At 54.8% G+C, this 13,340-nt stretch carries 10 protein-coding genes; all 10 read right to left on the bottom strand.

What is annotated here, in order from left to right:
• Positions 1-40: 40 nt before the first annotated feature.
• The 10 genes from WC600_04250 to WC600_04295 all read right to left on the bottom strand — a co-directional run bounded on the left by WC600_04250 (position 41) and on the right by WC600_04295 (position 13,310).
• Complete coding sequence (locus tag WC600_04250) at positions 41-3,442, bottom strand: alpha/beta fold hydrolase (GenBank protein MFA4901937.1); 3,402 nt, start codon at positions 3,440-3,442, stop codon at positions 41-43.
• An 82-nt stretch (positions 3,443-3,524) separates the two neighbouring features.
• A complete protein-coding gene (locus WC600_04255) occupies positions 3,525-5,147 on the bottom strand; it encodes a GMC family oxidoreductase (protein MFA4901938.1) in 1,623 nt (540 codons plus the stop codon).
• Positions 5,148-5,204: 57 nt separating this feature from the next.
• Positions 5,205-5,597, bottom strand: a complete 393-nt coding sequence (locus WC600_04260; GenBank protein MFA4901939.1) for a hypothetical protein — start codon at positions 5,595-5,597, stop codon at positions 5,205-5,207.
• Between the two features lie 112 nt (positions 5,598-5,709).
• Positions 5,710-6,918 (bottom strand): hypothetical protein, encoded by a 1,209-nt coding sequence (locus tag WC600_04265; GenBank protein ID MFA4901940.1) that lies wholly within the window; start codon positions 6,916-6,918, stop codon positions 5,710-5,712.
• A 61-nt stretch (positions 6,919-6,979) separates the two neighbouring features.
• Positions 6,980-7,543 carry a hypothetical protein gene (locus tag WC600_04270; protein ID MFA4901941.1) on the bottom strand — a complete coding sequence of 188 codons (564 nt, stop codon included), beginning with the start codon at positions 7,541-7,543 and terminating at the stop codon, positions 6,980-6,982.
• 664 nt (positions 7,544-8,207) lie between these two features.
• Positions 8,208-8,495 carry an ATP-binding cassette domain-containing protein gene (locus WC600_04275; protein ID MFA4901942.1) on the bottom strand — a complete coding sequence of 96 codons (288 nt, stop codon included), beginning with the start codon at positions 8,493-8,495 and terminating at the stop codon, positions 8,208-8,210.
• Positions 8,495-9,661, bottom strand: a complete 1,167-nt coding sequence (locus WC600_04280; protein MFA4901943.1) for an ABC transporter permease — start codon at positions 9,659-9,661, stop codon at positions 8,495-8,497. The genes WC600_04275 and WC600_04280 overlap by 1 nt, the downstream gene beginning before the upstream one ends.
• Positions 9,662-9,856: 195 nt before the next feature.
• The gene (locus tag WC600_04285) at positions 9,857-10,528 is read right to left on the bottom strand and encodes a CerR family C-terminal domain-containing protein (protein ID MFA4901944.1); all 672 of its coding nucleotides are present in this window, start codon (positions 10,526-10,528) and stop codon (positions 9,857-9,859) included.
• Positions 10,529-10,984: 456 nt separating this feature from the next.
• On the bottom strand, positions 10,985-11,623 hold the full coding sequence (locus tag WC600_04290) for a response regulator transcription factor (GenBank protein ID MFA4901945.1): 639 nt from the start codon (positions 11,621-11,623) through the stop codon (positions 10,985-10,987).
• A gap of 4 nt (positions 11,624-11,627) precedes the next feature.
• The gene (locus tag WC600_04295) at positions 11,628-13,310 is read right to left on the bottom strand and encodes a PAS domain-containing protein (protein ID MFA4901946.1); all 1,683 of its coding nucleotides are present in this window, start codon (positions 13,308-13,310) and stop codon (positions 11,628-11,630) included.
• Between the last annotated feature and the right edge of the window lie 30 nt (positions 13,311-13,340).

The raw sequence follows: 13,340 nt of genomic DNA on the forward strand, positions 1-13,340 counted from the left end.
CCAGTCAGATTGCCGCAATTCAACCATCCTGCCCGGGCCGCTATTTCGTAGCTTCCAAGTGTTGCAAAACTAACGGGTAAACATCCACTACGGCATTTTTCCCAAAGATGCAATCAATATGGCCGTAATGGGGGATGACATAGCGCTGGTATAGATTGCTGCCATTTTGCTCCCGCAGCAGGTTATAAGTGATTTCCGTGCTTTCCGGCAAAAAGACCTGGTTTTCCGCCCCATGAATAAAAGTAATGGGAAGGGCCAGGCGTTCCAAATGAGGGAGGTAGATCTCGGCCCCGTCAGCCCTCACCAAATGCCCCTGGCGGGTCATCAAGGCCAGATGCTCGAAGGCTCTGATGTTGGCCACGCCAAACATTTCGTGCAAAGCATTATGGGTGGCACTGTTCAGTTGGTCATGTTCGAACAGCTGGCCATACATAAAAGTGATGCGATGACAGACGGCGCTGTCGCAGCGTTCTTCGGCTTCCACCGGATAGAGCTGCAGGAACTTGTCATAAAGCCGATCCTGCCAGTTGGCATGAGTATCGGTATAAGCGGTCAGGGATGGCACGCCCAGAGCTTCCAAAAAAGAGGGCAGGTGTAAACCGGTCTTGAGCCGCGTCAAAATGGGGGCCTGCATATGGGTGGCGACTTGGGAACACACCGCCGACCGGACCCCTTTGAGTCCGGCGAGCATGGCCATGAAAAAGGTGGTGGAGCCGAAGCAATGGACCACCATCTGCACCGTGTCGGCGCCGGTCAATTCTTGGACTTTGGCCACCGCGGCGGGGTAATCGTAAGTGGCAATATCGTCAGCCGTGAATTGAGTCGCGGCCGCGGGCAGATCGATGCTGGCCCGGTAATCCAGCAGCCAGACATCATAGCCGTGGGACCAGAGATACTCCAATAAATTGGTGTCGATGGTGTCCATCGAGAAAATTAAGCTGGATACCCCCAGGCCGTGGGACAGAATCACCGGACCTTTATCTCCCCCCTGATAGCGGGTGAGCTTAAGCTGCACCCCGTCTTGGGTGGGGAAAGAATGGACCTGGGGAGCCCCGACCCGCAGGGGCCTTTTCTTCCGGGGTGGGGCTTCCGGATTGAACGCCATGGGGTTGGCGAAAATGCCGCCATAAGTGTCATACAATACCCCCGCAAAGAAGTGGCCGAAGCGGGCCAGAGCTTCCAACCTCTGGGTGGAGGTCACCGCGTTGGTCACCTGCATGGTGGTCATTTGCCTCAGGAAATCTTCCGGTTGAATGATCAAGACGCCTTTTCCGAGGACCGGGCTTTGGCGGCTGTCGCCATCGTAGAGGGTGATATATAAGGTAGTAGTATCCGCCCACACATCATATCCCGGATCGTTGTGGATCACCTTGAAACCGTAAAAATAATACTGCCTGCCCTCGGTACTGGCCAGCTTCATGCCATAACGCATCTGCCGGGTATCGGGACGGTCCGGGTCCTCGATAAACAGGTTAAATTCTCCCTGGGTAACCGTGAGGGGTTGAGACGAAAGGGCCGGTCCAGTAAGAGTGCCCAGCATGCGGGCCCGGTGTTGGGGGTTGGCAATCATGTCCTCTGAATCCTCAGAGATGATAGTGAGGGTGAATTCGCAAGGGGAGCCGTCCTCCTTGCCTTGCTGAGCTCCCTGGGCATAATCATCCTTAACTTTGGTGGAGAAATAACCCTTCATGGTTTCGGTGAATTGCAGGCCCAGGCGGGCCGGCGCCGCCGCCTGGCTGGGAGCTGAAGGGAGCTGGTAGTTAATGGTCCAGCCCCGGTCCTGGGCCAACCGCGCCAGGCAACGCTCGGCCAGGGCGCAAATCGTCAGCAGGGGGTTCACCCCCAGTGACCGGGGCATGATGGAGCCATCACACACGTACAGGCTGTCGTAGACTGCGGCGCCAGTCTGGCCTGAGAAGACCTGGCCCTTGTGGTTGACCACTCCATCGGCCGCATTTTCGGCCATGCGGCAGCCGCCCAATGGATGGACGGTGATCAGATCATGCTTGAAAAGCTGACTCCAAATGGGGTTGGTCAGATAGGTGCCGCCCAGGGGAACGGTTGCCTGTTTCAGGAGGTCATTGACCCGCGCAAAGATGGGTTGACTACCCACCCCGGGCCAATCGATGCGCAGACGGTCATCTTCCAGATACATGCGGCCGCCGGCATTGTCATGGGTCATAACCAGGTAGGTTTGGGTGTTGCGGATAGCGCCGTGATAAGGGCCCCGCACCAGGCTGTCCAGTTCCCGGGCCTTTTCTCTGACCAGGTCCAGCAAGCCGGCGTCGGTGTCCTGGCCCATTAATTTTGCCGCCAGGGCCATGGTTTGGGGGATAAATTTTGCCAGCACCCCGGGGATGGCTCCTTCCTCGATCACCAGGCCTTCTTCCAATTGAGGCGATTGACGTTTATCGATGATGCCGGTGATGGTCGGTCCCACCGGCGGCAATTCCCCTGGCGGGCGGGGGCCCCAGCCGACCCCGTCGATCTCGACGTCGGCGTTATAGCTGAAACCCAACACATCACCGTTGCCGGTGAAATGCTGCCCCAACTGATCAGACAGGGATAAGCCGGCGCCTCGCGAACGCAGGAGGATTTCGGTGGAACCCAGGGCGCCGGCGCCCAAGATCACCAGGTCGGCGCTCACAAACATGTCAGGGGCATCAAATATCTCCCGCCCTGCTTCCAGCACCCGATAATGCACCAGCCAACGCCCATTTTGGCGCTCAAGGCGCCGTACCGCCACCTGGGTGTAAATTTCGGCGCCATGATTTTTGGCATCAGGCAAGTAATTCATGATCAAGGTGTTTTTGGCGGCGTAGTTACAGCCCGAGACGCAGTCGCCGCACACCTTGCAGGCCTGTTGCTCCACCCCCACATGATTGATGCCGTCTTTGAAGGTTACTTTGATGGGCGGGCGATAGAATTTCTCCTTCAGATGAGCAGCCGATTTTTCCAAGGCCTGCAACTTGTTCAACTTGGGGAAATCGTCGGGGAATGGCGTGGGTTTAAGCATTTCCTCAGCGCGCCGGAGCCCATCCATCACCAAAGTTGCCAGATCATTGCGCAGCTCTTGAGGCCAGCAAGGATCATCAAAGATGCGAGGCTCGGGAGGCAGGCAAACGTTGGCATTGATCAGGGATGTGCCCCCCAATCCGCACCCCAGCACCACATTGATATCTTCATTGACCCGGAAATCGTAGAGGCCGGTCTTGGGGCCGATATGCTTCTGGGGGAGATCGGTTTGCATTTCAGACAGGGCTTCGGCTTCGGTGTCCGGATATTCGCCCGGTTGGAATTCTTTCCCCCGTTCCAGGATGCAAACCTGTTGCCCGGCCCGCGCCAAGCGGGAGGCGGCGATGGCGCCGCCATACCCGGAACCGATCACCACCACAGTATAGTAGTCTTTAATATTCTCAATGGGTGAGGCTAATCGGGCCATGCTCTGACTCCTTTTTGATCGGGAAACGCGTGATCCTGCAATAAAGATGGGTATGCTACCAGGTAGCGCCTCATAGATAAGTTCACCTATTCTCCGGTGTTCTCATATCTCCCGGCTCCATCTCCCTACCATGGATCAACCAAAAAGCGATCCTTTCTGCCAGGGCGCTGATGGTCATGGAAGGGTTAACCGACAGTGCGGTCGGGATAATGGACCCGTCAGCCACATAAAGGTCCGGGTATCCCCAGACTTCGCCGAATTGATTGACTACACCTTGGGCTTGGCTATCCGCCATAGTACATCCTCCTAACGGATGGGCAGTGAGCAGCTTTCGGAATGGCCAGCGCCATAGCAGGCTGGTGACATACCTGCCGCCGAGGCCCCGGCTCAAGGCCCGAAGGGCCTTTTCCATTTCTTTAAACATCTTCCGGCTCCGGCGATGGCTCCAGCTGATATCGATCCATCCATCTGTCAACCGCAGCCGCCCGTCCGCCGCATCGCTTCCCATCCCCAGATAAGGCAAAAATCTGGAGGTTGCTCCTCCGGAAAACAATTTCTCCAACTCGAAACTGAGCCGGCTTGCTCCCCGGTAAAATCCGAAAGTTGACCACAGATAATTCCTCAGGGAAATGAACAGATTCTTAATCCGGTTGGGGCTGGGCATGGCGCCTTCCAGCATCCACGTGACGGCATCGGGAAAGCCCAGATCTTCGATATGGATCTGGTTGGTGCCGGTGGAAAAATCTGCCACGGCAGTAATGCTGGGGCCCTGACTGGGATCCACCAGGCGGTCGGCCTCCATAGTTCCAGCCAGAAGAAAGTCGCCATTGCCGGAAAACCTGGTCCCCAGAGCCGGACTGAGATTAGGCAAAGTCTTATGCACGTCCCGGCTGCGCAGCAGGAGTTCAGTGGTTCCCAGAGTCCCCGCCGCCAGGATGACCTTTTTGCCGATGACCGACCCAGGCTCGCCATGATCGATGCCGCCGGGCTCGCTTCGGTCAAAATGCACCCTATAGCCTCCGCCTTCCAGTGGCTCTATTTTATCCACCAGATGCAGTTGACAGACTTCGGCGCCATGTTTCTCTGCTAGTGGTATATAATTAAGATCCAGGGTGTTCTTGGCATGAACCTGGCAACCTAACAGGCAGTTGCCCGAGTAATCACAGGCCCGCTGCGGTGCCCCGCTATGGGGGTTGTCCCGATCCGGGCCGGTATAAACAGCAATATGAAGCAGTTCGGCCTGGCGCCCGCTGCGTTCTGCCGCGGCCAAAAACGCCTTGGTTCTGGGGGGCATTTCAAGCCCTGCCGGCGGACTTAAAGGAACCGCATCCAACATATCTTGCACTAGATCATAGTAGGGCGAAAGGACCCTGCGGTTGATCTGAGCCGGCCAGCCCTGCTTCTCAAAGATCTCCTCAGGGGTTCTGATATGAACATTGAAGTAGTGCAGGGAGCCTCCACCTACACCACTGCCCTGGATAACATCGATATTTTTAAAGACCCGGTAGTCTATAAAGCCAGGGTTTTCGTCTTTATGCCAGAAAGCCCCGGCGATCTCGCCGGTGGTTCTGGGGAATTCTTCTCTTCTCCATCTTTTGCCCCGTTCCAGGATACAGACCGAGCGTCCGGCTTGGGCCAACCGACAGCCGGTAATGGCGCCGCCAAATCCCGAGCCGATAATCACCACATCGTATAAGTCTCTCATGACTGTAAACCTTCGGCTTTTCTCAGAACGCAGGCCACTAAGCTGGTCGGCAACTTATCATTCGTCTACCCTTTTTTTGGCAAAATTTAAGAACATCCCATATAACACCACAAAAATCAGATCACCGATGACTGCGATAAGAAAAACGCCAGGAATCTGTCCCGGCATAGCTGCGAAGCCGGCAAGAAAAATGGCGGCAAAACTTGACTTGCCGATCATGCCCAGAATCACCAGGTTCTTGTTGGCATACATATCCTGGTAAACCATGTAGTAACCAATACCAAAGGTGACAAACAGGGCAATCCAGGAATAGTAATAAACCGAGGGTTGAGGCGGGGTAAGATTGGCTGAAGCAAATATCCATCCGGTGAACAGCACAATGACCACCCCGCCTCCGATGTTCCATAAGGCCCCGATAAGAAATACTTTTTTATAAAAACTCTTGCTCATTTCTCTTCTCCGCGCGGGAAGCCCTCTCCGCGTTCTCAGCGCCTCTGCAGTGAAGAATGGTTAACCTCAGCGACGCCCAGGGCGCAGGGCTAAACCTGCGTTTACGCCCACGCTAAATATGGACATACTCGCCATAGCCTCGGCCGCTGATCACTTCCCCCCTATAGGTCCCTTCATAGGAAAAGTTATAATAAATCATGTTGCTGGCAATGAGCGCCGGCGGCCATTGCCTTATTCCCACATATTCTAAAATTCCCTCCCCGGTTTCTGCCTTTACTTTCCAACTCCGGTAAAAGGGGAGTGGTGGTTCCCCTTCTCGAATAGGCAGCAAGTCAGGCGCCGGGTCCTGGAGATATTCTACTTGCACGTGGTTGACTTCCCGATAAGAGTTATCCACATAAAGCCCGCCACGATTACGCCAGGTAATCCCCAAGGCTCTGACATACATAAAACCGCCTTGATGTGGCTGATCGCCCAACAGCAACTCATAGTGGTAGCGCACCGGCCTCAGGGAAGGCAGGAGCTTCTTTAACCATCTGATGGGGGCCCATAGGTTGTCAAAATTGCCTGGTTTGCGGGCAAAACCGTGTTCAAAAAAGCCGCTGCCCTCCAGGGCATATACCTGCTCCACTCCTGTCTCCCGCTTGTAGGTGAGGCTTCCGGAAAACCTACCGAACGCGGCAAAGTAAGTGAAGACCTGAGGCATATCCGTCCACCAGACGAGTTTCTCTCCTGTATAACTGAGGCTGAAATTGATCCCGGTTTCGGGGGTGATAAATTGAAATTCATAGGTTGGCCAGCTTCCCGAGATCTGGCCGTATCGTCCCCTCTGGCCCTCGGCCACCGTTATTTCCAGCTCATTTGGGTTCATGGCCAAGCTGGTTCCTTTGGGCAGATAATGTTGGCTTAAATGGTTCTCCTTTGTGCTGGTACCTCCGGCTCCATCCTCCATGGGGATGAGGGTTAAGTACTCCACCACATCGAAGGCTGACAATCCCGGCGGCAGGTTCTCGTAATTATCAATGCCCTTCAAGCCATATAGACCGGTCATGAGGCTGGCGCGCACCATCTTGACAGGCAGGTTCTTATCATCCGGTACCATGAAGAAGTACCATCCATCCCAACCGGGCCAACGGCTGGATACGTCTATTTCACCCCCTGCTTTCAACTTATAATACTTGGGTAACTCATAACTTTTAGGCAGGATATTTCTGTCGTTTCTCAAAGCCCGGTCTAAGACTTTGTAGACCCAAAGGGAATTAGCTCTGAGAATCAGGTATCCCAAAACCAGGGCTCCCATGACAAGAACAAACATCGTCATTTATCCAACCACCCGTCTGCTGGAGGAAGGGCTCATTGCACCTATAATCTCATTCTCAACCTTACCGGGTTGCCAAACGGCTGCCTTCCTTTACGAGCTTGCGGACAAAAATGGCCAAAGGGACGCCCCAAATCAGCAGACTAAAAATTAGCATGGCGAGAAAGGTTGGGTCTTCATAAAACCAGGGGGCGGCTCCGGCTTGCCATTGCTTAAAGGTTCCCAGGCGGAAAGTACTTCCTACCTGGCCGAAAATCCAGATGCCCGAATAGATAAGAATGACCAGGTAAACTATGCGATTGGTCTTGACTTGTCCTTGTTTGACAAGCCGATTCCCCAACAAGAAACCGCCATTGACTGCAGAGAAAAAGATCACCATGAAGATGGGGATGAAGAAGGGATAGGCCATTACCGAATCTTCATGCCACCACATGTGGGTGGTTTCCCACCCAAAGTAATTGAGAATGAAATAAACAGGGATCCAGCTAAAGAAAAAGATTTGGTAAATGTTGTTCAGCAACAAAGTGCGCCAGAAGTATTCGGGTCGCCCCGTCTGCAGCTGTTTGTGGGCTGCATCCGCAAATATCGTCCCGATCGCAAAGGCCACGGGAACATCGACCTGTACCATGATGACACCTCCTGGAAATGAATAACATCATTCCTCTTCTAAGCTGCGTTTCCACAACCTTTTTTTGGCTCAATGCGGTTTTCCTGAGTTCCATAAAAGTGATTTGTGCGTCGGTCATTATCTCCGACTAAGGTATCTTATGAGATTTTTAAAATTGTCTTGATACGAAGTCTTCCTAAAAAACTTGCTGAAATATCAGCCTAGGTTTACATCATTATCTCTTGTTTATTGGGAAAGGTAAGGTGGCACAAGAGGCTTGTCAATAGCGGGTGATGGATGATAGTAGCTTCGTTTAGACCAAAATTTGAAAAGGATATCGGAATAATTGACATAGTAAGCGATCTGCAACGACTTCTCCGGAGCAGCGGAAGGGCGTCACTCCCGAAAATACGTGGAACGAAACTCTCCGGATAAGTCCGCAAAAGCTTGGTTCACCATTTTCCGAATCGGCCGGAGCGGATGGTCTTGGAGAACTCGAGCTTCAGATGAGAGGTAACTGAACACGGCCTGCTTGAATAGTCCCCACAATGACCACGCCAGATACGACAATCATATCCGCAACTCTATGAAATTTTTGATAAGTTTTGCAGGTGGCAAGTGATCTTTTATTCGTACCAGCACTTGATTGGCGGGAAATCTAAGCCAACTTAGCCTCAACTCTAACTTATATAGTTCTGGTCTGGGCTAACCCGTGAGGGCAGTTCATCAGGGTAAGGATTTTTCCTGAATTTTGGCCTTGAGGACCTTGATCGCCGTCGTCGGCGTCGAGAATGCCTGCAATGACGGAGATGAGCGTCGTTTTGCCGCAGCCGGAGGGACCCACCAGCATGAGCAGTTCACCGGGATGCACCTCCAGGTCGACCCCCCGCAGGGCTTTCACCTGCGTCTCGCCGGTGCCGTAAGTCTTGGTAAGGCCACGACAGGAGACGGCCAGTATATCCTGGTTATTCATCACCACCCCTTGAAGACCACGGCCGGTTCCAGCTTCAGGACCTTGCGGACGCTGATCAGGGCGGCGACCACCACAATGAGCAGCACGGCCATGCCGCTCCCCAGCAGTAACTGCCAGTTGAGGTTCATGGTGAGATCACTGCTGCCCTGGGTTGCGACCGTGAAGACGCCGCAAATGCCGGCCCCGAGGCCGAAGCCCACGAAGCCCACCAGCAGCGCCTGCAGCAGAATCATTCGCCGCAACATCCGGTCCGTGGTTCCCATGGCCTTGAAGACCCCGAAGTAGCGCAAGTTGTCCAGGGTAAAGTTGTAGAAAATCTGCCCGGTGACCGCGGCGCCGACAATAAAGCCGACGAGGACCATGAAGCCAAAGTTAGTGAGAATGCTGGTGTTTTTTATGAAATAGCTCAACGACATCGACTTAAACTCTTCTGCCGTATAAGCCGCCAGGCCGGTCTGCCGGGTGATGCGGCGGGCCACGGCCTGGGGTGACTCATCGAACTTGGGCTTGACCAGAATATAAGAGAGCATCTTGCGTTCGCTCAGGGCGTAGTTCTTGGCCCGGCTGTAGGTGGTATAGATGATAGGTTGAGACTGAAAGGTCGGGGTCCCCCGGGCGATGCCCACCACCGTGGCCCGCTTGTCGTTCAGCTCCACCACGTCGCCGACCTTGAGGGGAATGGCCTTGCCCCCCAGGGTGGCCGACTGTTTGGCCAACCGGCCCTTGGCGCCGGCTTCGTCCACGATGACGCTATCCGGCAGGCACAAATCGGCCAGCCTCCCTTCAAGCATGATTGCGGGCGCGCCGATGAGCGTGGCGTCATCCAGTCCCAGCAGGATGGAACCCACCAGTTCCCCGTTGTCCAGACGCACCCGCTGACTGCCCTTATAGAGCGGCATGGCCCACTCGACTCCTATCACCCCTCGCACCCGATAGAGCTGGGTGTCCTGCAAAGGCTTGGAGTCGTCAATAAACTGTACCTTGGGGTCCATGACCCAGATGTCGGGCAGATTGATATCGGAAATGAAGCCGTAGGTGTGACCTAAGATGGAAATCAGAATGCCCGGTTGCTGAATCATGATGAGGGAGGCCAGGGCAATGCCGGTGATGATGCCGAGATATTTGCCTCGATCACCAAAGAGCATCTTCAAAGCGATGTTAAGCATGGAAACTGGCTCCTGTTCTGCGGCGGCGGGTCATAACAGTTAGAGTGCTTAAAGCAGCTTCCTGATCGGCTGGATGTGACCGGAAATTCCCCAGGGGCGGCGACCGATGCCCCTGGCGGCTCCCAGTTTTGCTGCGACTTTCCCCATCGCTTGGATGATCCCCAAGAATTCCCCGGCCTTGATTCTCAGCGTGGCTCAGTTCCTTTCCTGGTTGGTCTCCGCTTCCGGCGTGAAGCCTTGGCCAAGGCCGGTTAAGGAAAATCTAATGATATGTTCGACCAACTGGGCCTTGAGCGCGGTATCATATTGCCGGCCTGTTATCCGGCTTATCCCATTCCGAGCGAGATAAAAATGGAGCACCAGGGCGAAGATGCTCATAATATTGAGCATTAACTGCTCTTCCGTGAGTTTCTCAGGTAAGAGGGGGCGCATGATTCCCGCCAGTTTGGCAAAAAACGGTTTCATTGCTTGCTCATGCACCAGGTCAGAGGCCTCCGTGGGACGATCCATCTCCCGGCCCATGAGTTGATGCTGCCTTCGATTCTCTTCATCCGAAAACGGTCCCTCCAAGAATGTCTGAGCCAGGCACTTAACCACCACGGTTAATGACAAAGGTTTTTGGTCTTCCAATAACCTCCAGAAATGTTCTTGCACGCGTCGCGCTCTGGAAATCCAACGCGACCGGAACACCTCCAGGTAGAGATTTTTCTTGGTGCCGAAATAGTAGTTGATGGCAGCCAGGTTGCAGTTGGCGGCGGTAATGATTTCCCGGACGCTCACGGCGTTATAGCCCTTTTCGGCAAACAGGGCTTCGGCCTCGTCCAACAAACGCTCTCTGGTGCTTGCATCCCTATCTCTTTGACTCATGGCGTCCCTCATAAAATTATATAAACGTATGTATTATACAAATGTTTTAATGTCAAGAGGTTTTTAGAAGTCTGATTGATGGAGCTTGGGCCCTGCAGGATTAAAAAAATCAGCATGGCCTGGCTGGCAGGCTGCTCGCAGTTTCTTAGATCTGATCCAAGCCGGGCTTCAGATTTGATAGAGGTAATTTTTCGAGGAGGGGCTTAGGGCTAAATTCTTTCCCAGAAATTTGCTCATCCAAGGGGAAAGACCCAGAGCCATAAATTGACGCTAACTGCTATTTTTGAAAACTTTCTAAGCGAACTTAGCGTCTTCTATATTCAGATTATATTTACACCTAACCAAATTGTAAATTCGGGCCATAGCTGTCAGGTTTAATCTGGTAGGATGAGTCCCATAACTCTTGGTCATCACAAATTATATGAGGGTCACATACTCTTTAACTATCCTCACTTCTTACAGATCCACCACCCGGTTCTGAATCGCGAAGCGCGACAGTTCGGCATTGTTCCGCAGGTTGAGTTTTTTCAGCAGGCGGGCCCGGTAGGTATCCACGGTCTTGGTGCTCAGATTGTAATCTTCAGCAATCTCCCGGACCGTCTTACCCAGGGCCAGGTGACGGAGGACCTGGATTTCCCGGGTGGAGAGGGAATCCAAGGGAGAGCCGCCCTGGGTTCCGCGAGCCAGCCGCAGGGCCAGGGCTTCGGCCGCGGCGTCGGTCAGAAAGCGCCCGCCGGCGTGGACTTTGCGGAGGGCTTTCACCAGCAATTCCGGGGCCGAGCGCTTGGTGATGTAACCCATGGCGCCCGCCTCGATGGCCCGGACCACATACTGCTCTTCCTCGTGCATGGTAAGGATGAGGATGGGCAGTTTCGGGTGGGAGAGGCGCAGCCGGCTGACAACTTCCAGACCGTCCAGGCCGGGCATGGAAATATCGATGACCGCCACCTCCGGCGAGGTCTCCTGCACCTTGAGAATGGCCTCCTGGCCGTCGGCGGCTTCGGCCACCACTTCGAAGTCGCCGCAGTCTTCCACAATGCGGCGCAGGCCGGCCCGCACAATATCATGATCATCGGCCAACAGGACCCGGATCATTGAGCTATCCTCCGCTGCCATGGACGGGTAATCTGAAACAGACCTTCGTTCCCTTCCCAGGTTGGGACCGGATCTCCAAGCTGCCGCCCAGCAGACCGGCGCGCTCCCGCATACCGGCCAGCCCCAGGCACTCCGAGGCCTCAATCTCCTTAAGGTCGAAACCTTGGCCATTGTCAGTCACCGCCAGGGTCAGAGCGCCTTTTTCGGGCTGGAGACTCACCCTGACCTCGGTGGCCGCGGCGTGGCGGGTGACGTTGGTCAAGGCCTCCTGGGCGATGCGGTACGCAGCCGTGGCCCCGATACCATCGACTTCGGGCACGTTGCGGTGCTTAAAGATGCAGGTAATCCCGGTACGCTTTTCAAAATCCGTGATAAACCAATCCAGCGCATCGAGGAGCCCTAAATCGTCCAAGACTCCAGGGCGCAAGCGGGTGGCCAGGCTCCTGACTTCATCAATAGTTTTATCAATGAGTTGGCACATCGCCAGGGCACGGTCGCCGGCCTTGGGGTCCTCTCGCCGCAGACGGGCGCTGAGCCACACCGCATCCATACGCAAGGCGGTCAGAACCTGCCCCAGCTCATCGTGCAGCTCCCTGGCGATGGCTTTGCGCTCCTTCTCCTGGTTGGCCATGATGCTGCCGGAGAGACGCCGTAATTGATCCTGGGCCCTTTTCAGTTCGGTGATGTCCGTGGCAATCCCGCACAGACCGATGGGGACTTCTTGTTCATCATATATGGGAAATTTAACGGACAGATAGGTGCGCGTGCCGTCCGGTTGCGGGATGACTTCCTCCACCTGGTAAGACTCCCGGTGGGTGAGTACCCGCAGGTCGGAGGCGCGGAACTGGTCAGCTATCGTCCCGGGAAAGATTTCGTGGTCGGTTTTGCCGCGAATCTGCTCATTGCGGATGCCGAACACCTCTTCATAGCGGGAATTGACCAGAGTGTAGCGCCCCGCGCGGTCTTTGATATACACCACGGAAGGAGTATACCGCAGAATACTGTTAATTTCCTGGGTCCGCTCCCGCACCTGGCGTTCCAGGTCCCGGGAGTGCCGGCTCAACTCTTCCTGGGCATTTTTAAGCGCGGCCTCCGCCTGCTTGCGCTCCGAAAGGTCCCGGGCCAGACAGACGCTGCCGATGGTGCGGCCTGCATTATCCTTAAGCAAACTGATGGAAATATCCATGGGGACGATGGCGCCGTCCTTTTTCTGCATGGGGATCTCAAATTCTCTGACGACACCGTCGCGGCGGAGTGTTTGGAGCATGCAGTCCAATTCGGCGGGATCAGCATAGAGCTCGAAGGCCGTCTTGTCGGCCAATTCCTCCCGGGTGTAGCCATAGATTTCCACCGACCGTCGGTTCCACAGGATGAATTTGCCATGCCGGTCAACGATGCCGATGGCATCCACCGAGTTGTCAATGACATTTTCGAGGTATTCCGTGGTCCGTTGGAGTTCGGCCTCGGTGCGCTTGCGGTCTTCGATCTCTTGGGTCAATTGCTGGTTGGCTTTGAGGAGTTCGGTGGTGCGCTCGGCGATGCGGTATTCCAGTTCACCCAGAGCTCGACGCCGGGCCTCTTCGGCGAGCTTCCGGTAATCCTTAATGATCTCCAATTCGGCGTTGCGCCGCCGCAAGGTGGTCAGCTCTTCAATCAGCTGGGATTTGGTCTTATCGAAGTCGCGCATCTTATGTGGGTTTCAACTTCCGGCAGTTCC

Source organism: Desulfobaccales bacterium (assembly GCA_041648175.1).
Classification (GTDB): Bacteria; Desulfobacterota; Desulfobaccia; order Desulfobaccales; family 0-14-0-80-60-11; genus 0-14-0-80-60-11.